Below are 18851 nucleotides of genomic sequence, written 5' to 3'. Positions count from 1 at the left end.
TACCGCTTCGCCGTAGGCCTGAGTTCTGCTCGGGAACCCCGGCGAGAAAGGTTGACGAATACCCATGACGATGACGGACCCGATCGCAGACATGCTCACGCGTCTGCGCAACGCCAACCAGGCGTACCACGACAAGGTGACGATGCCCTACTCGAAGATCAAGGCGAACATCGCCGAGGTCCTCAAGGCCGAGGGTTACATCGCGTCGTGGACGTCTGAGGAGCCCGAGGAGGGCGCGGTCGGCAAGCGTCTGGTCGTTGAGCTCAAGTACGGCCAGAACCGCGAGCGCAGCCTCGCCGGCATCAAGCGCGTCTCGAAGCCCGGCCTGCGGGTTTACGCCAAGTCCGACGAGCTGCCCCGCGTGCTCGGTGGTCTCGGTGTCGCGATCATTTCGACGTCCCAGGGACTGCTTACCGACAAGCAGGCCCGCAAGCGGAGTGTTGGCGGGGAAGTCCTCGCCTTCGTCTGGTAACTGGAGACTTTGACATGTCGCGAATCGGACGTAAGTCGATCCCGGTCCCGGCCGGCGTCGACGTGACCATCACGGGGCAGACCGTCAAGGTCAAGGGCCCCAAGGGCGAGCTCTCGCACACCGTCGCCGAGCCCATCACGGTCTCGCAGGACGCTGGCGAGTTGGTCGTCAACCGCCCCAACGACGAGCGTAAGGCCAAGGAACTGCACGGCCTTTCGCGCACCCTGGTCGCCAACATGATCGTGGGCGTGACCGAGGGTTACAAGAAGGTGCTGGAGATCAACGGCACCGGTTACCGCGTCACCGCCAAGGGCAAGGACCTGGAGTTCGCTCTCGGTTTCTCGCACCCGGTGGTCGTGGTTCCGCCGGCCGGCATCTCCTTCTCGGTCGAGAAGCCGACCCAGTTCACCGTCACCGGTATCGACAAGCAGCTGGTGGGTGAGATCTCCGCGAACATTCGCAAGATCCGCCCGCCGGAGCCCTACAAGGGCAAGGGCGTCAAGTACCAGGGCGAGGTCATCCGCCGCAAGGCTGGAAAGGCAGGTAAGAAGTGACCGCCACGCTGCTCAAGCGCCGCAACGGCGGCGGGGCCGCCGCCAAGCGTGCCGTCGGCAAGGCGCGTCGGCACTTCCGGGTCCGCAAGAACGTCCGTGGTACGGCCGAGCGTCCCCGCCTGGTCGTCACCCGGTCCGCGCGGCACATCAGCGCGCAGATCATCGACGACCTCAAGGGCCACACGCTGGCTTCGGCGTCCACGCTCGACTCCTCGATCCGGGGTGGCGAGGGCGACAAGACCGCGCTGTCCGGCAAGGTCGGTGCACTGCTCGCCGAGCGTGCCAAGACCGCGGGGATTTCCAAGGTCGTATTCGACCGGGGTGGCAACAAGTACGCGGGCCGTATCGCCGCGCTTGCGGACGCCGCTCGCGAAGCCGGACTCGAGTTCTAGGAGGAATTGACCAATGCCTGGTCAGCAGCGCCGAGGCGGCGGGTCCGGCGGTAACACCGAGGGTGGCAACCGCAGGGACAACCGTCGCGAGGGCGGGCGCGGCAACGCACCCGTCGAGAAGACTCCGCACCTGGAGCGGGTCGTCGCGATCAACCGTGTGGCCAAGGTCGTCAAGGGTGGTCGTCGCTTCAGCTTCACCGCCCTGGTGATCGTCGGCGACGGTGACGGCACCGTCGGTATCGGCTACGGAAAGGCCAAGGAGGTGCCCGCGGCGATCGCCAAGGGCGTCGAGGAGGCCAAGAAGCACTTCTTCAAGGTTCCGCGTATCGGTGCGACCATTCCGCACCCGATCACCGGCGAAGCCGCAGCGGGTGTCGTCCTCCTCAAGCCGGCGTCCGCCGGTACCGGTGTTATCGCCGGTGGCCCGGTGCGCGCCGTGCTGGAGTGCGCGGGGATCCACGACATCCTCTCGAAGAGCCTCGGCTCGTCGAACCCGATCAACATCGTGCACGCGACGGTGGCCGCGCTGAAGGGCCTCGAGTCGCCGGAGATGGTCGCGGCTCGCCGTGGCCTGCCGGTCGAGGACGTGGCTCCGGCTGCCATGCTGGCGGCGCGTGCGGAAGCGGCGGTGCACTGATGGCGCGCTTGAAGGTCACCCAGCTCCGGTCCGGTATCGGCCGTAAGCAGAACCAGCGGGACTCCCTGCGGTCGCTCGGGCTGAAGCGGATCAACGATGTGGTGGTCAAGGAAGACCGTCCCGAAATTCGGGGCATGATCTTCGCGGTGAACCACCTCGTCAGTGTCGAGGAGGTCGAGTAATGGCGATCAAGGTTCACCACCTGCGTCCGGCGCCCGGTGCCAAGACCGCGAAGACCCGTGTGGGTCGCGGTGAGGGCTCCAAGGGCAAGACCGCCGGTCGCGGTACCAAGGGCACCGGTGCCCGTAAGAACACCCCGGCGTCGTTCGAGGGTGGGCAGATGCCCATCCACATGCGTCTGCCGAAGATCAAGGGTCTGGGCAACCGGCCCCGCAACAAGGTCGTCTTCCAGGTCGTGAACCTGGACCGGCTCGCCGAGCTGTTCCCGAACGGCGGCGAGGTCGGCCCGTCCGAGCTGGTCGAGGCCGGCGCGGTCCGCAAGGGCCACCCGGTCAAGGTGCTGGGCTCGGGCGAGCTGGGCAGCGTGTCGCTGACCATCTCGGCGCACGCGTTCAGCGAGTCGGCCAAGGAGAAGATCGCTGCCGCCGGTGGTTCCGTCACCGAGCTGTAGGACGTAACGCGGTCAGAGGCCGCGGCGCCGGGGTACCTCCCGGGGCCGCGGCCTCTTCCGTTGTCCGGACGTTGTGCAAACGGCCCTGTGCGGCGCGTGAGGCCTTGATCCCGGTGTGGACACTCCTGGAGGGGCGATTCGGCCGGCGGGCGCCGTGACGGCGGTCTCAGAGCCGTTTGCGCTGATGTTGCGATGAGGACAGTGGTTGTCCTCGATGGAGCAGGGCCGTTGCCGTAGGGTGGGACGGGCACTCCGATCGACGCGCAAGCAACCGGTTCAGCCATGAAGCCAGACAGTTGTGTTGTACTGGGACATCGGCCCGTGCGATGCCGGTGGTTGCGCTCTCGGCCTTGCTGATACAGTGCTCCGCTGGCGGCCTATACGGCTGCTCAATGATGTGTGCCCGAAGTTCCGGGATACCGCAATCCAGAGTGTGGCGACCACGCAGGAGGATCAGTTGTTGTCCGCCTTCTCTAGCGCGCTTCGGACGCCTGACCTGCGGAAGAAGCTACTTTTCACGGTAGCTATTGTGGGGATCTACCGCCTCGGTGCCACATTGCCCAGCCCCGGGGTGTCCTTCTCCAACGTCCAGGCGTGTATCAAGATCAGCGAGTCGGACACCAGTGGCGTCCTGAACCTGCTGAACCTCTTCTCCGGTGGCGCGCTCCTGCAGCTCTCCGTCTTCGCGCTGGGCATCATGCCGTACATCACGGCGTCGATCATCCTGCAGCTGCTGACAGTGGTCATCCCGCGTCTGGAGCAACTCCGCAAGGAGGGCCAGAGCGGCCAGGCGAAGATCACCCAGTACACGCGGTACCTCACGCTCGGCCTCGCGGTCCTGCAGGCCTCGGCGTTCGTGGCGCTGGCGCGTACCGGTCAGCTCTTCAACAACATGTGCGACCAGGACGACCCGGCGTACCAGATCATCCCGGAGTCCACCGGCATTCCGATGTGGCTCACGCTCAGCGTGCTGGTGATGACGATGACCGCCGGCACCGGCGTGGTCATGTGGCTCGGCGAGCTGATCACCGACCGTGGCGTCGGCAACGGCATGTCGGTCCTGATCTTCACCTCGATCGCGGCCCGCCTCCCCGGTGAGGGCTGGAGCATCAAGGAGACCAGCGGCAACGCCAAGTTCACGCTGGTGATCGGCCTGGTCCTGGTGATCATCGCGCTGGTCGTCTTCATCGAGCAGGCGCAGCGCCGCATCCCGGTGCAGTACGCGAAGCGCATGATCGGCCGGCGCATGTACGGCGGCACCTCGACCTACATCCCGCTGAAGGTCAACCAGGCGGGTGTCGTCCCGGTCATCTTCGCGTCGTCGCTGCTCTACCTGCCGCAGCTCTACCTGCAGTTCTTCGACAAGAACAATCTGAACACGTATCAGATCTGGGTCCAGAAGTACCTGGCCGACCCCACGCACTGGCTCTACATCGCGGTCTACTTCCTCTTGATCATTTTCTTCACGTACTTCTACGTGTCGATCACGTTCAACCCGACCGAGGTCGCGGAGAACATGAAGAAGTACGGTGGTTTCGTGCCGGGCATCCGCCCGGGCAAGCCGACCGCCGATTACCTGGACTTCATCCTCAGCCGGATCACCCTGCCGGGCGCCCTGTACCTTGGCCTGATCTCGGTCCTGCCGAACTTCTTCTTCATCTGGCTGAACAAGACGCAGTACGCGAACTTCCCGTTCGGCGGTACCGCAGTCCTGATCATGGTGGGTGTGGGCCTGGAGACGGTGAAGCAGATCGAGAGCCAACTCATGCAGCGGAACTACGAAGGGTTCCTCCGGTAGTGGGTACGCAGGGCCGGGGGGCTCTGGCGTCGACGGTAGGCGTGGTTTCTCGGGACCGAAGCGAGGCGATGTAGGTGCGGCTGGTACTGGTGGGCCCTCCGGGGGCCGGCAAGGGGACCCAGGCTGAGTTCATCGCCGCCCATCTCGCCGTACCGAAGATCTCAACCGGGGACATCTTCCGGGCGAACGTGTCGCAGGGGACGCCGCTGGGCGTCGAGGCCAAGCGCTACATGGACGCCGGGCAGCTGGTCCCGGACGAGGTCACCATCAACATGGTCCGCGACCGGCTCGCCGAGCCGGACGCCGGCGACGGGTTCCTGCTGGACGGCTTCCCGCGCACCGTGCCGCAGGCCTCGGCCCTGGACAAGCTCCTGGCCGACCTGGGCACCGCGCTGGACCTGGTGATGGAACTCGTGGTCGACGACGACGAGGTCATCCGGCGGCTCTCGGGCCGCCGGACCTGCCGTGGCTGCGGGAAGATCTGGCACGTCGAGTTCGACCCGACGAGCAAGCCCGACGTCTGCGACCGGTGCGGCAGCGAGCTGTTCCAGCGCGATGACGACAAGGCCGAGACGATCGCGAACCGTCTCGTGGAGTACGCCGACAAGACCGCGCCGCTGGTCGACTTCTACGGCGCTCAGGGCAAGCTGGTGGGCATCGACGCCACCGGCCCTGTGGAGGACGTCACGGTCCGCGCGATCGACGCTCTGCAGTCCTACGGCGGCTGACAAAGCTGTAGCCGAAGGCCGCTCCGGGTGAACCGGGGCGGCTTTCTGCGTTTCCAGGCAGTTGACGTAGGCTCACCGCCATGCGTCGCCAAGAGCTGAACATCCAGCTGAAGACCCCCGAGCAGATCGAGAAGATGCGGGCGGCCGGCCTGGTCGTCGCCGCGGCTCTGGACGCGATGCGGGCGGCGGTGGCCCCCGGTCTCTCCACCGCCGACCTGGACGCGGTGGCCGAGAAAGTGATCCGCGATGCCGGTGCGGTCCCGTCGTTCAAGGGCTACCACGGCTTCCCCGCGTCGATCTGCGCCTCGGTGAACGAACAGGTGGTGCACGGCATCCCGAGCGCCGAGCAGGTCCTGCGCGAGGGCGACCTGATCTCTCTGGACTGCGGCGCCGTCCTGGACGGCTGGCACGGCGACGCGGCGATCACCGTCGGGGTCGGCGAAACCGACCCGGCGCTGCTGCGGATGGCCGAGGTCGCCGAGGACGCGATGTGGGCCGGGATCGCCGCCGCGGCGCGGGGCGTGGCCAACGGCCGGGGCCGGCAGACCGACATCTCCTTCAACATCGAGAGGTCGATCCGCAAGGCCGGGCGGTACGGGATCGTCGACGGTTACGGCGGCCACGGCATCGGCACCGAGATGCACCAGGACCCGCACATCCTCAACCACGGCAAGCCGGGCCGGGGCATCCGCCTGGAGCCGGGGCTGGCGCTGGCTATCGAGCCGATGATCACGATGGGCTCGCCGCGGACCGTGGAGCTCGACGACGGCTGGACCGTGGTGACTCGAGACGGCTCGCGGGCCGCCCACGTGGAGCACTCCATGGCGCTGCTCGAGGACGGGGTCTGGGTCACCACCGCTCCTGACGGCGGCCGTGCCCGCCTGGGCGATCTGGTGACCAACAAATTCGAGTAGGCCGCCGGCCGGGGCGCCTCGGGTGACCTGGCCTCCCACCGGGTCGTATAGGCCGGGGTCACCTGCTCGATGAGCCGCCGGGTGCCGCGTTAACAGCAGCGTTAAATTCCGTAAGATTTGCGATTGGCAATTCACACGTCTCGCATCCGCGCGGAACGGGCTCCGATCGCCGTTAACACGGACGGCCGGGTCGACCCGATGGAGGCGCACGCGCCGGCGGGTGGCGCTGAACCGCGTCCGCTGTCACCGTGAGGTCGGGCATGCTCGTGGAGGCTGGGCCGGGTCCGCGAGGCCGGGGGCGGGTTTCCGCAGCTTGCGCCCACTGCGGCCGACCACTCATACGATGATGAGCTGCCGTGATGGGCACACTTCTGTGACCGGGACGAACGAGGCTCCGAGGCGATATGGTCGAGATGTCGGCCGGCGAACACGCCCGACCCCGGGTTACGGAACCCTCGGTTTGGCGTCGCAGTTACGGGCGCGTAGACTGGCTTGCTGGCGCACAGCGTCCACTCCTTCGTGTCCTCAGCGCTTCGAGGACCGGGGAGCCGCGGCTGGTTCGAGCTCCTTGCGGAGCCCGGATGTGACGTTGTGAATGCCTACCCCAAGAACCCGATGTCAGGTAGCGGAGGACATGCCAAAGAAAGACGGAGCCATCGAGATCGAAGGCCGAGTGATCGAGCCACTGCCGAACGCCATGTTCCGCGTTGAGCTCGCCAATGGTCACAAGGTCCTGGCACACATCTCCGGGAAGATGCGTCAGCACTACATCCGTATCCTTCCCGAGGACAGGGTCGTCGTCGAGCTCTCGCCGTACGACCTGACCCGTGGGCGCATCGTCTACCGCTACAAGTGAACGTTCCCAACGTGGTCGGGCTCCCGGCCCGTAACCAGGTTGGGGAAAGGTTCATGAAACCCAGGGTCGCGGGGGATTCCACATCCCGTCTGACTGAGAGTTAAGGCAAACCGTGAAGGTCAAGCCGAGCGTCAAGCGGATCTGCAACAACTGCCGGGTCATCCGGCGGCACGGCCGGGTCATGATCATCTGCTCCACCGACCCGCGCCACAAGCAGCGCCAGGGCTGAAACCCGCGCAGGATCCGCACCACTGAACGAGCTCGTCCCAGTCGTTGATCATCGCGGCTGTACCCCCGGTCGGAGGCCGGGGCCCGCCAGGGCAGGCGGGGTGGGCCGGGCACAGACCTCCGCGATACAACGAGGAGTACGCCCAGAAATGGCACGTCTCGTCGGCGTCGATCTTCCCCGCGAAAAGCGGATGGAAATCGCGCTCACTTATGTCTACGGCATCGGGCGTACCCGTGCCGTCGAAGCATTGACCGCTACCGCGATTGACCTGAACAAGCGCGCCAAGGACCTCACGGACGAGGAGCTGGTTCAGCTCCGCGACTACATCGAGGCCAACTTCAAGGTTGAAGGCGACCTGCGCCGCGAGGTCGCCGCGGACATCCGCCGCAAGGTTGAGATCGGCTGCTACGCCGGTATCCGCCACCGTAAGGGTCTGCCCGTCCGGGGCCAGCGGACCCGTACCAACGCTCGTACCCGCAAGGGTCCGAAGCGGACGGTCGCCGGTAAGAAGAAGCCCGGTCGGAAGTAATAGGAGCGCACTGACTTATGCCACCGAAGGCACGCGCTGGGGCCGCTGTAAAGAAGGTCCGGCGCAAGGAACGCAAGAACGTCGCCCACGGGCAGGCGCACATCAAGAGCACCTTCAACAACACCATCGTGTCGATCACCGACCCGACCGGTGCTGTGATCTCCTGGGCCTCCTCCGGCCAGGTGGGCTTCAAGGGCTCCCGCAAGTCGACCCCGTTCGCCGCGCAGCTCGCTGCCGAGGCGGCCGCCCGTCGTGCCATGGAGCACGGCATGCGCAAGGTCGACGTGTTCGTGAAGGGTCCGGGCTCCGGCCGGGAGACCGCCATCCGTTCGCTGCAGGCCGCCGGCCTCGAGGTCGGGCAGATCTCCGACGTCACGCCGCAGCCGCACAACGGTTGCCGTCCGCCGAAGCGCCGCCGGGTCTGAGGGAGATATAGACATGGCTCGTTACACAGGTGCGGACTGCAAGCGCTGCCGCCGCGAGAAGATGAAGCTGTTCCTCAAGGGCAGCAAGTGCGACGGGCCGAAGTGCCCGTTCGAGTCGCGTCCCTTCCCGCCCGGCCAGCACGGCCGTGGTCGGACCAAGGAGACCGAGTACCTGCTCCAGCACCGCGAGAAGCAGAAGGCCCGCCGCGTCTACGGCGTGCTCGAGAAGCAGTTCCGCGGTTACTACGAGGAGGCTGTCACCAAGCCCGGCAAGACCGGTGAGGTGCTGCTGCAGATCCTCGAGACGCGTCTCGACAATGTCGTCTACCGGGCCGGCTACGCCGCGTCCCGCGACGCCGCCCGGCAGCTGGTCAAGCACGGCCACTTCCTGGTCAACGGCAAGAAGGTCGACATCCCGTCGTACCGCGTCAAGGAGCACGACATCGTCGCTCTGCGCGAGAAGTCGAAGGAGATGACCCCCTTCGTCGTCGCGCAGGCCCAGGCCGGCTCCCGCCCCGTTCCGGCGTGGCTCGAGCCGATCCCCAGCGAGATGAAGATCCTGGTCCACTCGATCCCGGCCCGCGCTGTCATCGACACGCAGGTCCAGGAGCAGTTGATCGTCGAGCTCTACTCCAAGTAGCAGCTCTTTGAAGGTGCCGGCCGCGAGGCCGGCACCTTTGAAAACGAAGGACGGCCATCAAATAGCGGTTGGCCTGACAGAAAGAAGAACAGCGTGCTCATCAGCCAGCGGCCGACTCTCTCGGAGGAGTCGCTCAGCGAGACCCGCTCCCGGTTCACCATCGAACCTCTGGAGCCGGGTTTCGGTTACACCCTCGGTAACTCACTGCGGCGGACCCTGCTCTCGTCCATCCCGGGCGCGGCGGTCACCAGCATCAAGATCGACGGCGTGCTGCACGAGTTCACCACGATCCCCGGTGTCAAGGAGGACGTGGTCGAGCTGGTCATGAACGTCAAGGAACTGACCGTCAGCTCGGAGCACGACGAGCCGGTCAGCATGTACCTGCGCAAGCAGGGCCCGGGCGACGTGACCGCCGGAGACATCCAGCCGCCGGCCGGTGTCTCGGTGCACAACCCCGATCTGAAGCTGGCGACCCTGAACAGCAAGGGCCGGCTGGACATGGAGCTGACCGTCGAGCGCGGTCGTGGCTACGTCACCGCGGCGCAGAACAAGAACGCCGGCGCCGAGATCGGCCGGATCCCGGTCGACTCGATCTACTCGCCGGTTCTCAAGGTCACCTACCGTGTCGAGGCGACCCGTGTCGAGCAGCGCACCGACTTCGACCGCCTGATCATCGACGTCGAGTCGAAGGCGTCGATCTCTCCCCGGACCGCGCTGGCGTCGGCCGGATCCACCCTCGTGGAGCTCTTCGGCCTGTGCCGTGAGCTCGACGAGACCGCCGAGGGCATCGACATCGGCCCGTCGCCGCAGGACGCGCAGCTCGCTGCCGACCTGGCGCTGCCGATCGAGGAGCTCGACCTCACCGTTCGGTCGTACAACTGCCTCAAGCGCGAGGGCATCAATAGCGTGGGCGAGTTGATAGGGCGTACGGAGGCTGACCTTCTGGACATCCGGAACTTCGGCCAGAAGTCGATCGACGAGGTCAAGATGAAGCTCGCCGGAATGGGCCTGGGCCTGAAGGACAGCGCACCGTCCTTCGACCCCGCGCACGTGGTCGACTCGTTCGGCGACGTGGACTACGACACCGACGACTACCGCGAGACCGAGCAGCTCTAAAAGCTCGGCTGCGCCTTTAATCAAGGAGCATCTGAAATGCCCACGCCCACCAAGGGTGCCCGCCTCGGCGGCAGCCCGGCTCACGAAAAGCTCATCCTGGCCAACCTGGCCACCGAGCTCTTCCGGCACGGGAAGATCAAGACCACCGAGACGAAGGCCAAGCGGCTCCGCCCGCTGGCCGAGCAGCTCATCACGAAGGCCAAGCGCGGCGACCTGCACGCCCGTCGCCGGGTTCTGGCCACCGTGAAGGACAAGGACGTCGTGTACGCCCTGTTCGAGCAGATCGCTCCGCGGTACACCAACCGCCCCGGTGGGTACACCCGGATCACCAAGACCGGTCCCCGCAAGGGCGACGCTGCTCCGATGGCGGTCATCGAGCTGGTCGAGGAGCTCGAGGTCGCGGCCACCACCGCTGCCCCGTCGAAGGAGGCCCGCAAGGCCGCCGCTCAGCAGGCCAAGGTCGAGGCGCTCGCGCCCGAGGACGAGGCCCCCGTGAGCAGCACCAAGCAGGCCGACGACGAGCAGGCTGACCAGGACGCCGAGGCTCCGGTCAGCGCCTCCGGTGACAAGCCCGGCGACAAGGCCGAGGGCGAAGACACCGACAAGGCCTGATTGATCACAGCGCGAGGCCCGGCATCCCACGGGGTGCCGGGCCTTTCGTCTGGCCACGCTTTTTAAAGATCAACACCATTCTTTCGTACGGGTGAGGCAAGGTCCCGTGACTCTCCGGGACCGCTGACCCCGTGGCCGAGGCCGAGGAGCACGCTGCGGGATGACGGGTTCGATCCGGCTACGCCTGGACGTGTCGTACGACGGCGCCGACTTCTCCGGCTGGGCGGTGCAGCCTGCCCGCCGTACCGTCGCCGGGGTTTTGACCGAGGCTTTCGCCCGCCTGCTCGGCGCCGAGACGCCGCTCGGGTTGACGGTGGCCGGCCGCACCGACGCCGGGGTGCACGCCACCGGCCAGGTCTGCCACGTCGACCTGCCCGCCGACCGCTGGACCGAGCTGGAGTCGTCACTGGTGCGGCGTCTCGCCGCCCTGATGCCTCCGGACGCCCGGGTGCGGGCCGTCGTCCCGGTGCCGGACACCTTCGACGCCCGCTTCTCCGCCACGTTCCGCCGCTACGAGTACCGGGTCGTGGACACGCCCTGGGGACCGGAGCCGCTGCGCCGGCACGACACCCTGGGCTGGATGCGGCCGCTCGACGTGGACCGGCTGAACGCCGCCGCCGCCGGACTGCTGGGCGAGCACGACTTCGCCGCGTTCTGCAAACGCAAGGAGCACGCCACCACGATCCGGGCGATCAACCGGCTGGACTGGCGCCGGGACCCGGACGGGGTACACGTGGCGACCGTGCAGGCCGACGCGTTCTGTCAGGCCATGGTTCGCAGCCTGGTCGGTGCGATGCTGACGGTCGGCGACGGGCGGCGTGACCCCGCGTGGCCGGCGAAGCTGCTCACCCTCCGCGAACGCTCCAGCGAGGTGATGGTCGCCCCCGCGCACGGCCTGACCCTGGTCGCGGTCGGCTATCCCGGCGAGGAGGAGTACGCGGCCCGCGCCGAGGCCACCCGCCGCCTGCGCGCCTGAAGCCCGGCTGGCCCGAGCTCTTTCTCCTACCCGGCGCGACGGACCAGGACATTGTCGTACAGGTGGGCGTCGAGCAACTCGCGGGTGACCCGGGCCACCTGCGGGGCGTCGGCGGGGACGAGCCCGCCGTCGGGTCCGGTGATCACGCAGTACAGGACGTAGTGGCCGCGGGTGCGCCACAGCACCGGAGTGCCCGGGCCGGTCGCGGCGCCGGTGATGTCGGCGAAACCACCGTCATCCGTCTCCACCAGGACCCGGATCTCATCGCCGACGGCGGTCGCGCCGGCCGCGTCCGGCAGGTTCAGCACGCCGGCGGTGATCCGGTAGTCGGCGTACGGAACCGTCAGGACGGCCCGGACCGCCTGCGAGCACCCGTACCGCAGCAGGGTGGTGCGGAGGGCGCCGCTGGCCGCGAGAGCGCAGTCGGCGGTGAGGCTGCTCTGCGTCACGCCGAAGGCGGCGGAGCCGGCGGGGAAGACCTCGGCCTCGGAGAGCGGCGCCGGGTCCACCGCCCGTGAGGCGATGCGCGCGTCGACCTCGGCGGAGGCCAGCCGGGCCGGCGTGCGGCGGTCCTCGGCGACGGCGAGCACACCGACCATGACGAGGATGCCCAGCACGATCAGGCCGGCCAGGCCGCGGGTGAGCAGGTGAGCGGCGCGGTGCGGCTCGCGTCGGAGGTGCCGGTGGGGCCGGAACCAGGCGGAGCGGCGGCGGTGCTGGCCGACGGCGGAAAGGCGCATGAACAGGGCGATAGCGCCCGCCGGGGCGGCGCGATGGGCGGAGCGCGTAGGGGTGGCGTGCCGCATTGGCCCAAGCTAGGCGCGCACGCTGATCTATTAACGCACACCGTGTCCGCCGGGTCGGCGTGCGTGGATTCGCGAACCCCGCCTGCCGGGCGGCGGTCGAGCGGCGGGAGACTAGCCGGGTGACCGCCGACCACTACTTCTCCGCCGAACCCGACGCGCCGATCCGGCGCGGTGAGATCGCGTTCAATGTCGCCGGCCGGGACTACCGGCTGGCCGTCGCCTCCGGGGTCTTCTCGGCCGGCCGCCTCGACCCGGGCACCGCCGTGCTGCTGCGCAAAGCCGGTCTTCCCGACGGCCGCACCGAGGGCACGCTGCTGGACCTGGGCTGTGGTTACGGGCCGATCGCCTGCGTGCTGGCCACCGAGGCGCCCCTGGCCACGGTCTATGCCGTCGACGTCAACTCCCGCGCCCGGGAACTGGCCGCCGAGAACGCCGAACGCCTGGAACTGGGCGACCGGGTGCTGGTCCGGGCGCCCGACGAGGTGCCGGGTGAGGTGACGTTCACCCAGATCTGGAGCAACCCGCCCACCCACGTCGGCAAGGCCGAACTGCACGCCCTGCTGGAGCGCTGGCTGCCCCGGCTCGCCCCCGGCGGGACCGCCTGGCTGGTGATCAACCGGCACCTGGGTGGTGATTCGCTGCACACCTGGCTCGTCGGTCTGGGCTGGACCGTCGAACGGATGGCCAGCCAGAAGGGTTTCCGGGTCCTGCGGGTCACCGGAAAATCGGCTGACTGAACGACCCCTTCCAGGGAGGATGCCGCCATGGGTTATGTGGATGTCGCCGGTGCCGGGTTCGTGCTCCCCGATGGGCGTGAACTCTTCGCCGACGTGTCGTTCCGGGTCGGCGAGGGGGCCAAGGTGGCGCTCGTCGGGCCGAACGGGGCGGGCAAGACCACGCTCATGAAGATGGTGGCGGGCGACATACCGACCCAGAGCGGGACCATCGCCCGGTCCGGCGGGCTCGGTGTGATGCGGCAGTTCATCGGCATGATCGGCGACGACCGTACCCTTGAGGATCTCGCCCTCTCCCTGGTCGCCCCCGCGCTCGGCGCGGCGGGCGTGCGGCTGCACCAGGCCGCCGCGGCGCTCGACGAGACCGAGAAGACGCAGATCGCGTATGCGAACGCCCTCACCCACTGGGGCGAGGCCGGCGGCTATGACGCCGAGGTGCTCTTCGACACCGTGACGGTCTCCATCCTCGGCAAACCCTGGGAGGAGACGAAGGGCCGCATCGTGCGGACCCTTTCCGGCGGAGAGCAGAAACGCTTCGCCCTCGACCTGCTGCTCCGCGGCTCCGACGAGGTGCTGCTCCTCGACGAGCCGGACAACTTCCTCGACGTGCCCGCCAAACGCTGGCTGGAGCAACGCCTGCGCGAGTCGTCGAAATCGGTGCTCTACGTCTCGCACGACCGTGAGCTGCTGGCCGAGACCGCCGACCGCGTGGTGGCCGTGGAAGGCGGCAGCGCCTGGACCCATCCGGGCGGCTTCGCCTCCTGGCACGCGGCCCGGTCGAACCGGCACGAGCGGATGGAGGAGAACCGCCGCCGCTGGGACGAGGAGCACGAGAAGATCAAGGAATTGGTCTTCATGCTCAAGAACAAGGCCGCCTACAACGACGGCCTGGCCTCGCGATACCAGGCCGCGCAGACCCGCCTCCGCAAGTTCGAGGAGGCCGGCCCGCCGCCGCTGCCGCCGAAGGACCAGGCGGTGAAGATGAACCTGCGCGGCGGCCGCACCGGCAAACGCACGGTCATCTGTGAGCAACTGGAACTGGAGAACCTGACGTTCCCGTTCGACCTGGAGATCTGGTATGGCGACCGGGTCGCCGTCCTCGGGGCGAACGGCACCGGCAAGTCGCACTTCCTGCGCCTGCTCGCGGCCGGCGGCACCGATCCCGACCTGGAGCACAAGCCGGTCGACGGCGCCCCCCTCGCCCACGTCGCGCACGAGGGCAGGGCGCGGCTCGGCGCGCGGGTCCGGCCCGGCCACTTCTCGCAGACCCACGACCGTCCCGAGCTGATGCAGAAGACACTGGTCGAGATCCTCTGGCGCGGCGACGAGCACCGCTCCGGGATGGACCGTGCCGGCGCCATGAAGGCGCTCAGCCGCTATGAGCTGGGAGCGCAGGGCGACCAGCGGTTCGGGACGCTCTCCGGTGGACAGCAGGCCCGGTTCCTGGTGCTGCTGCTGGAACTGTCGGGTGCGACCGTGCTGCTGCTCGACGAGCCGACCGACAACCTCGACCTGGCCTCGGCCGAGGCGCTGGAGGAGGGGCTGAAAGCCTTCGAGGGCACCGTGATAGCTGTCACCCACGACCGCTGGTTCACCCGGTCCTTCGATCGCTTCGTGCTGTTCAGGAGCGACGGTGAGGTCGTCGAGGTTCCTCAACCGGTCTGGGACGTGCGCTAGACAGGCGCTGGACACGCTTGTCACGGACCGGTTAGGGTCCGGTTACAACGAAACCCACGGGAGTCCGGGCACCGGGCTGAGAGGGGGGCTGATGCGGCCCCCGACCGTCGAACCTGATCCGGGTCATGCCGGCGCAGGGAGGAGTGCCTCGTGCACAGGCCATTTCCCAGGATCCATGTCATAACCGACAGCCTCGACGTCGTTCGCGGTGTTGCTGGCATCTCCGATGTCGCCGTGCAGATCCGGGTCAAATCGTCGGACGCGGCGGCCTATGAACTGGCCGTCGCCGCCGTCGGTATCTGCCGCCCGGCGGGCACGACGGTGTTGGTCAACGACTCGCTCGGGGTCGCGCTGGCAGCCGGGGCGGACGGTGTCCACCTCGGAGCCGACGACCTGCCGGTCGCGGCAGCACGGCGGGTGGCCGGGCCGGACCTGGTCATCGGTGCGACATGCCGGACAACCGAGGCGGCTCGTGCGGCCGTCGCCGCCGGTGCCGACTATCTCGGCGTCGGGCCGGCGTTCCACACCTCCACGAAGGACGGGCTGCCACCACCGCTCGGGCCGGCGGCGATCGCCGCCGTCGCCGACGCGGTGCCGGGGATCCCGGTCCTGGCGATCGGCGGCATCACCGCGGAACGGGTGCCGCTGCTCGCGGTGCACGGGGTCGCGGCGGTCTCCGCCTTCACGGCGGACCCGAAGGGAGCGGTCGCGGAATTCCTGGCGGTCCTGCCGTGACCCCGGGTCGTGTCGCCGTCGTCGGGGGCGGGATCATCGGGCTCGCCATCGCGGCCGAACTGCTCGAGCGTGGGGCCGACGTCACCGTCTACGACCCGGCGCCCGAGGGAACGGACGGGGCCTGGCACGTCGCGGCCGGGATGCTCGCGCCCGGCGGTGAGTCGGCCTTCGAATATCCGCACCTCACCCGGCTGCTGGAGGCGTCCAGCGAGCTGTGGCCCTCGTACGCGGCCTCCCTCGGCGACGTCGGTCACGACGACGCCGGGACACTCTCGGTCGCGCTCACCGCGGACGATGTCGCGGACGCGGCCCGCGAGTGGAACCACCAGAAGCTCGCCCGCCTGACCGGCTCCCGGCTGCGCGAACTCGAACCCGCGATCTCACCCCGGGTCCGGGCCGGAGCGTTCGCGGCCGCCGAGCACCAGGTCGACCCGCGCAAGGTCGTCGCCGCGCTGCGGGCCCGGCTCGCCGGACGTCTCGTCCGGCGGCGCGTGACCAATCTGTCCGCTGTGGACTCCGACGTCCTCGTGATCGCGGCCGGCTGTGCGACCGCGGCTCTCACCGGACTGCCGATCCGCCCCGTCAAAGGCCAGGTGCTGCGCCTGCGCGGCGAACCGGGCCTGCTCAAGCACGTGATCGACGGCGCGGCCGACGGCCGGCACGTCTACCTCGTCCCGCGCGCCGACGGCGAGATAGTCGTCGGCGCCACCCAGGAGGAGCGCGCCGATGACGTGGCCACCGCCGGGGGAGTGCACGACCTGCTGCGCGCCGCCCTCGACCTGGTGCCCGGCCTCGCCGAGCACGAACTGATCGAGGTCGCCGTGGGGCAGCGGCCGGGCACCCCGGACAACGGGCCGCTCCTCGGATTCCTCGGCCCGGACCGCCGGACGATCGTGGCGGCCGGCCACTTCCGCAACGGCATCCTGCTCACCCCGATCACCGCACGACTCATCGCCGACCTGGTGCTCACCGGTGCGGCGGACCCACTGCTGGACGCGTTCGCCCCAGGGAGGTTCGGATGAAGCTGACGATCAACGGCCGGGCACAGAGCCGGCCCGACACGTGCTCGGTCGCGACCCTGGTCGCCGAGCTCGTCGCCGCCCAACGTGGGGTGGCGGTGGCGGTCAACGGAACCGTGGTGCCGCGCTCGGTGTGGGCGCAGGTCGATCTCACCGACGGGGACCGGATCGAAGTGCTCACCGCCGCGCAGGGGGGCTGAGGATGTTCCTCCCGGAGAACGGGCTGATCCTCGGCACCGGCGGGGCGAACAGTCTCGCCGCCCTGGAAGAGGCCATCACCGCGTCCGAGACGACGCTCGTCACCGTGGCGCTGCGCCGGGTCGACGCCGCCGGGCCCGGACTGCTGCCGATGCTCGACCGGCTCGGCGTGCGGGTGCTGCCGAACACGGCCGGCTGCTACACCGCCGGGGACGCGGTCAAGACCGCGCAGATGGCGCGTGAGGCGTTCGAGACCGACCTGATCAAACTCGAGGTGATCGGCGACGAACGGACTCTGCTGCCGGACGGCGTCGAGCTGTTGCGAGCGGCGGAGACGCTGGTCGCGGACGGGTTCACGGTTCTGCCGTACACGAGCGACGACCCGATCCTGGCCCGCCGCCTGGCCGACGCCGGGTGCGCCGCGGTGATGCCGGCCGGTTCGCCGATCGGCTCCGGCCTCGGCATCTCCAACCCGCACCACATCCGCCTGATCGTGCAGAGCGTCGACGTGCCGGTGGTGCTCGACGCCGGCATCGGCACCGCCTCCGACGCGGCGCTCGCCATGGAACTCGGCTGCGACGCGGTGCTCATCGCCAGTGCGATCACCCGGGCCGACGACCCGGCCGCGATGGCGGCGGCGATGCGGCACGCGGTCACCGCGGGCCGCCTGGCCCGGGCCGCGGGCCGCATCCCACGCCGGTTCCACGCCGTGGCGTCCACCGCCGACGAAGGCATCGCCCAGTGGTGACGCCGGGCGGGCTTGTCGTGCTCACCGACCGGCGGTCCGCCGCCGGGCCGCTGGAACGGGTGGTCGCCGCGGCGGTCCGCGGCGGCGCCGCCTGGGTCGTCCTCCGCGAGCGAGACCTGGGGTACGCCGAACGCGCGGCCCTGGCCACGCGACTTGAGTCGGTCGTCCCACCGGGGCGACTGATCGTCGCCGGGCCGGACCCGCTCGGAGCGACCGCGGTGCACCTGGCCGGCGCCGATCCGCTGCCGTCCGGGATCGCGCTGGTGGGACGCTCGTGGCACGGCACCGAAGACCTGTCGGGTGTGGACTACGTCACTGTCTCCCCGGTCTACCCGACCAGTTCCAAGCCGGGGTACGGACCGGCGCTCGGGGTCACGGGGGCCGCCGAGATGCGCGCGCCCCTGCCCTGGCTGGCCCTCGGCGGAATCGACTCGGCCGCGCGTGCCGCCGCGTGCGTGGCGGCCGGCGCGGCCGGGGTCGCCGTGATGGGCGCCGTGATGCGGTCGCCGGACCCGGAGCGGACAGCCCGCGAGCTGGCGTCCGCCGCTCCCGACCCGGCCGGCCGGGACAGCCGAGTGGGTGTGCGGTGACGCCGCCGGTGGTGCTGACGATCGCGGGCTCGGACTCGGGGGGCGGCGCGGGGATCCAGGCCGACCTGAAGACGTTCGCGGCGCTCGGGGCGTTCGGGACGTCGGTGATCACGGCCATCACCGCACAGAACACGCTCGGGGTCACCGCGATCCACCCCGTTCCGGCGGACATCGTCGCTGCCCAACTCGATGCGGTGCTGTCCGATCTGCCGGTCGCGGCGGTCAAGGTCGGGATGATCTCCGATCCGGCGGTGGCGAAGGTGATCGCGTCGCGGGTGGACGACCTGCCGAACCTCGTCGTGGATCCGGTGCTCGTGGCCACCGCGGGGAGCCGGCTCGGGGAGGCCGCGGTTGTCGGGGTGCTTCTGGCGTACCCCTGCGTCGTGACCCCGAACCGGCACGAAGCCGGCGCCCTCCTGGGGCGGCGAGTGGAGACCACGGAGGAAATGATCTCGGCGGCCGCCGAGCTCGCGGCGCGGGGGCCGCGCGCGGTCGTGGTGACCGGAAGTGAGCTGGCCCTCGATGTCCTGCACTGGGACGGGAAGACCACGCTGCTGCGCGGTGAGCCGGTCGCGACGGCGAACAACCACGGGTCGGGGTGCACGTTCTCGTCGGCGATCGCGGTACGGCTGGCCGCCGGCGACCCGGTCCCGGTGGCGGTCGCGGCGGCCAAGGAGTACGTGAACCGGGGCCTGCGCGGCGGCGCCACGTGGGAACTGGGAGCCGGGCCCGGACCGCTGGACCACTTCGGCTGGTCCGTCTAGATCTCGGCGACGTCCGGCCTCTGTGGATGCACGCGGCCGAGCGACGCCGGTTTTATCCAACTTTGGGGAGG

Annotated in this window: 26 protein-coding genes and 1 riboswitch; of the genes, 25 read left to right on the top strand and 1 reads right to left on the bottom strand. The window is 69.1% G+C overall.

Annotated features, from left to right (window positions below; all coding sequences use genetic code 11):
- Nucleotides 1-64 precede the first annotated feature (64 nt).
- From rpsH to truA, 17 genes are all read left to right on the top strand, one after another.
- Complete coding sequence (gene rpsH, locus QLQ12_RS08025) at nt 65-472, top strand: 30S ribosomal protein S8 (protein ID WP_014440735.1); 408 nt, start codon at nt 65-67, stop codon at nt 470-472.
- A gap of 14 nt (nt 473-486) precedes the next feature.
- The gene (rplF, locus tag QLQ12_RS08020) at nt 487-1026 is read left to right on the top strand and encodes a 50S ribosomal protein L6 (RefSeq protein WP_282758263.1); all 540 of its coding nucleotides are present in this window, start codon (nt 487-489) and stop codon (nt 1024-1026) included.
- Nucleotides 1023-1418 (top strand): 50S ribosomal protein L18, encoded by a 396-nt coding sequence (gene rplR / locus QLQ12_RS08015; RefSeq protein WP_282758261.1) that lies wholly within the window; start codon nt 1023-1025, stop codon nt 1416-1418. Before rplF ends, rplR begins: the two co-directional genes overlap by 4 nt.
- A gap of 13 nt (nt 1419-1431) precedes the next feature.
- Nucleotides 1432-2055 carry a 30S ribosomal protein S5 gene (gene rpsE, locus QLQ12_RS08010; RefSeq protein ID WP_282758259.1) on the top strand — a complete coding sequence of 208 codons (624 nt, stop codon included), beginning with the start codon at nt 1432-1434 and terminating at the stop codon, nt 2053-2055.
- Nucleotides 2055-2237 (top strand): 50S ribosomal protein L30, encoded by a 183-nt coding sequence (rpmD, locus tag QLQ12_RS08005; RefSeq protein WP_023358201.1) that lies wholly within the window; start codon nt 2055-2057, stop codon nt 2235-2237. The genes rpsE and rpmD overlap by 1 nt, the downstream gene beginning before the upstream one ends.
- Complete coding sequence (gene rplO, locus QLQ12_RS08000; protein WP_282758255.1) at nt 2237-2686, top strand: 50S ribosomal protein L15; 450 nt, start codon at nt 2237-2239, stop codon at nt 2684-2686. The genes rpmD and rplO overlap by 1 nt, the downstream gene beginning before the upstream one ends.
- Nucleotides 2687-3143: 457 nt before the next feature.
- The gene (gene secY, locus QLQ12_RS07995; RefSeq protein ID WP_282758497.1) at nt 3144-4484 is read left to right on the top strand and encodes a preprotein translocase subunit SecY; all 1341 of its coding nucleotides are present in this window, start codon (nt 3144-3146) and stop codon (nt 4482-4484) included.
- A gap of 74 nt (nt 4485-4558) precedes the next feature.
- Nucleotides 4559-5212, top strand: a complete 654-nt coding sequence (locus tag QLQ12_RS07990) for an adenylate kinase (protein WP_282758253.1) — start codon at nt 4559-4561, stop codon at nt 5210-5212.
- A gap of 80 nt (nt 5213-5292) precedes the next feature.
- Nucleotides 5293-6126, top strand: a complete 834-nt coding sequence (gene map / locus QLQ12_RS07985; protein ID WP_282758251.1) for a type I methionyl aminopeptidase — start codon at nt 5293-5295, stop codon at nt 6124-6126.
- A gap of 634 nt (nt 6127-6760) precedes the next feature.
- Nucleotides 6761-6982: a translation initiation factor IF-1 gene (gene infA, locus QLQ12_RS07980; protein WP_007073013.1), complete on the top strand. Its 222-nt coding sequence runs from the start codon at nt 6761-6763 to the stop codon at nt 6980-6982.
- Nucleotides 6983-7094: 112 nt separating this feature from the next.
- Nucleotides 7095-7211, top strand: a complete 117-nt coding sequence (rpmJ, locus tag QLQ12_RS07975) for a 50S ribosomal protein L36 (RefSeq protein WP_091262778.1) — start codon at nt 7095-7097, stop codon at nt 7209-7211.
- 148 nt (nt 7212-7359) lie between these two features.
- Entirely contained in the window at nt 7360-7740 is a 381-nt protein-coding gene (gene rpsM / locus QLQ12_RS07970) for a 30S ribosomal protein S13 (RefSeq protein ID WP_282758239.1), read from the top strand.
- Nucleotides 7741-7757: 17 nt separating this feature from the next.
- Nucleotides 7758-8165, top strand: a complete 408-nt coding sequence (rpsK, locus tag QLQ12_RS07965) for a 30S ribosomal protein S11 (RefSeq protein WP_014440747.1) — start codon at nt 7758-7760, stop codon at nt 8163-8165.
- A 13-nt stretch (nt 8166-8178) separates the two neighbouring features.
- Entirely contained in the window at nt 8179-8805 is a 627-nt protein-coding gene (gene rpsD, locus QLQ12_RS07960) for a 30S ribosomal protein S4 (protein WP_282758230.1), read from the top strand.
- 93 nt (nt 8806-8898) lie between these two features.
- The gene (locus QLQ12_RS07955) at nt 8899-9921 is read left to right on the top strand and encodes a DNA-directed RNA polymerase subunit alpha (RefSeq protein ID WP_093618743.1); all 1023 of its coding nucleotides are present in this window, start codon (nt 8899-8901) and stop codon (nt 9919-9921) included.
- Nucleotides 9922-9957: 36 nt separating this feature from the next.
- Complete coding sequence (rplQ, locus tag QLQ12_RS07950; protein WP_282758229.1) at nt 9958-10533, top strand: 50S ribosomal protein L17; 576 nt, start codon at nt 9958-9960, stop codon at nt 10531-10533.
- Between the two features lie 160 nt (nt 10534-10693).
- The gene (gene truA / locus QLQ12_RS07945; RefSeq protein WP_282758228.1) at nt 10694-11509 is read left to right on the top strand and encodes a tRNA pseudouridine(38-40) synthase TruA; all 816 of its coding nucleotides are present in this window, start codon (nt 10694-10696) and stop codon (nt 11507-11509) included.
- 26 nt (nt 11510-11535) lie between these two features.
- Here the strand turns inward: truA and QLQ12_RS07940 are convergent, their stop codons facing one another.
- Nucleotides 11536-12249 carry a hypothetical protein gene (locus QLQ12_RS07940; RefSeq protein ID WP_282758226.1) on the bottom strand — a complete coding sequence of 238 codons (714 nt, stop codon included), beginning with the start codon at nt 12247-12249 and terminating at the stop codon, nt 11536-11538.
- A 185-nt stretch (nt 12250-12434) separates the two neighbouring features.
- Here QLQ12_RS07940 and QLQ12_RS07935 point away from each other — a divergent pair, with 185 nt between their 5' ends.
- The 8 genes from QLQ12_RS07935 (at nt 12435) to thiD (ending at nt 18780) form a co-directional block, all read left to right on the top strand.
- Nucleotides 12435-13052 carry a class I SAM-dependent methyltransferase gene (locus tag QLQ12_RS07935; protein ID WP_282758225.1) on the top strand — a complete coding sequence of 206 codons (618 nt, stop codon included), beginning with the start codon at nt 12435-12437 and terminating at the stop codon, nt 13050-13052.
- Nucleotides 13053-13079: 27 nt separating this feature from the next.
- Complete coding sequence (locus QLQ12_RS07930) at nt 13080-14726, top strand: ABC-F family ATP-binding cassette domain-containing protein (protein ID WP_282758224.1); 1647 nt, start codon at nt 13080-13082, stop codon at nt 14724-14726.
- Nucleotides 14727-14772: 46 nt separating this feature from the next.
- Nucleotides 14773-14883: riboswitch (TPP riboswitch) on the top strand.
- Nucleotides 14877-15461, top strand: coding sequence for a thiamine phosphate synthase (locus QLQ12_RS07925; protein ID WP_282758223.1), 585 nt, complete (start codon nt 14877-14879; stop codon nt 15459-15461). It overlaps the preceding riboswitch by 7 nt.
- Nucleotides 15458-16483, top strand: a complete 1026-nt coding sequence (gene thiO / locus QLQ12_RS07920) for a glycine oxidase ThiO (RefSeq protein ID WP_282758221.1) — start codon at nt 15458-15460, stop codon at nt 16481-16483. Before QLQ12_RS07925 ends, thiO begins: the two co-directional genes overlap by 4 nt.
- Complete coding sequence (thiS, locus tag QLQ12_RS07915) at nt 16480-16680, top strand: sulfur carrier protein ThiS (RefSeq protein WP_282758219.1); 201 nt, start codon at nt 16480-16482, stop codon at nt 16678-16680. The genes thiO and thiS overlap by 4 nt, the downstream gene beginning before the upstream one ends.
- A gap of 2 nt (nt 16681-16682) precedes the next feature.
- Nucleotides 16683-17426, top strand: a complete 744-nt coding sequence (locus tag QLQ12_RS07910; protein ID WP_282758217.1) for a thiazole synthase — start codon at nt 16683-16685, stop codon at nt 17424-17426.
- Complete coding sequence (locus tag QLQ12_RS07905) at nt 17420-18016, top strand: thiamine phosphate synthase (RefSeq protein WP_282758216.1); 597 nt, start codon at nt 17420-17422, stop codon at nt 18014-18016. Before QLQ12_RS07910 ends, QLQ12_RS07905 begins: the two co-directional genes overlap by 7 nt.
- Nucleotides 18013-18780, top strand: coding sequence for a bifunctional hydroxymethylpyrimidine kinase/phosphomethylpyrimidine kinase (gene thiD / locus QLQ12_RS07900; RefSeq protein ID WP_282758215.1), 768 nt, complete (start codon nt 18013-18015; stop codon nt 18778-18780). Before QLQ12_RS07905 ends, thiD begins: the two co-directional genes overlap by 4 nt.
- The last annotated feature ends 71 nt before the right edge of the window (nt 18781-18851 follow it).

This window comes from Actinoplanes sandaracinus, from assembly GCF_030009775.1.
In the GTDB taxonomy this organism is placed as follows: Bacteria; Actinomycetota; Actinomycetes; order Mycobacteriales; family Micromonosporaceae; genus Actinoplanes; species Actinoplanes sandaracinus.
This window is presented reverse-complemented; position numbering and strand designations above follow the sequence as displayed.

What these genes read in the sequence shown, in the direction of transcription:
- rplO (WP_282758255.1), top strand. Translation starts at nt 2,237, where the DNA reads ATGGCGATCAAGGTTCACCACCTGCGTCCGGCGCCCGGTGCCAAGACC.
- rpsH (WP_014440735.1), top strand. Translation starts at nt 65, where the DNA reads ATGACGATGACGGACCCGATCGCAGACATGCTCACGCGTCTGCGCAAC.
- rpmD (WP_023358201.1), top strand. Translation starts at nt 2,055, where the DNA reads ATGGCGCGCTTGAAGGTCACCCAGCTCCGGTCCGGTATCGGCCGTAAG.
- infA (WP_007073013.1), top strand. Translation starts at nt 6,761, where the DNA reads ATGCCAAAGAAAGACGGAGCCATCGAGATCGAAGGCCGAGTGATCGAG.
- QLQ12_RS07910 (WP_282758217.1), top strand. Translation starts at nt 16,683, where the DNA reads ATGTTCCTCCCGGAGAACGGGCTGATCCTCGGCACCGGCGGGGCGAAC.
- truA (WP_282758228.1), top strand. Translation starts at nt 10,694, where the DNA reads ATGACGGGTTCGATCCGGCTACGCCTGGACGTGTCGTACGACGGCGCC.
- rpsD (WP_282758230.1), top strand. Translation starts at nt 8,179, where the DNA reads ATGGCTCGTTACACAGGTGCGGACTGCAAGCGCTGCCGCCGCGAGAAG.
- rplF (WP_282758263.1), top strand. Translation starts at nt 487, where the DNA reads ATGTCGCGAATCGGACGTAAGTCGATCCCGGTCCCGGCCGGCGTCGAC.
- thiS (WP_282758219.1), top strand. Translation starts at nt 16,480, where the DNA reads ATGAAGCTGACGATCAACGGCCGGGCACAGAGCCGGCCCGACACGTGC.
- rpsM (WP_282758239.1), top strand. Translation starts at nt 7,360, where the DNA reads ATGGCACGTCTCGTCGGCGTCGATCTTCCCCGCGAAAAGCGGATGGAA.
- rpsK (WP_014440747.1), top strand. Translation starts at nt 7,758, where the DNA reads ATGCCACCGAAGGCACGCGCTGGGGCCGCTGTAAAGAAGGTCCGGCGC.
- rpsE (WP_282758259.1), top strand. Translation starts at nt 1,432, where the DNA reads ATGCCTGGTCAGCAGCGCCGAGGCGGCGGGTCCGGCGGTAACACCGAG.
- map (WP_282758251.1), top strand. Translation starts at nt 5,293, where the DNA reads ATGCGTCGCCAAGAGCTGAACATCCAGCTGAAGACCCCCGAGCAGATC.
- QLQ12_RS07930 (WP_282758224.1), top strand. Translation starts at nt 13,080, where the DNA reads ATGGGTTATGTGGATGTCGCCGGTGCCGGGTTCGTGCTCCCCGATGGG.
- QLQ12_RS07940 (WP_282758226.1), bottom strand. Translation starts at nt 12,249, where the DNA reads ATGCGCCTTTCCGCCGTCGGCCAGCACCGCCGCCGCTCCGCCTGGTTC.
- rplQ (WP_282758229.1), top strand. Translation starts at nt 9,958, where the DNA reads ATGCCCACGCCCACCAAGGGTGCCCGCCTCGGCGGCAGCCCGGCTCAC.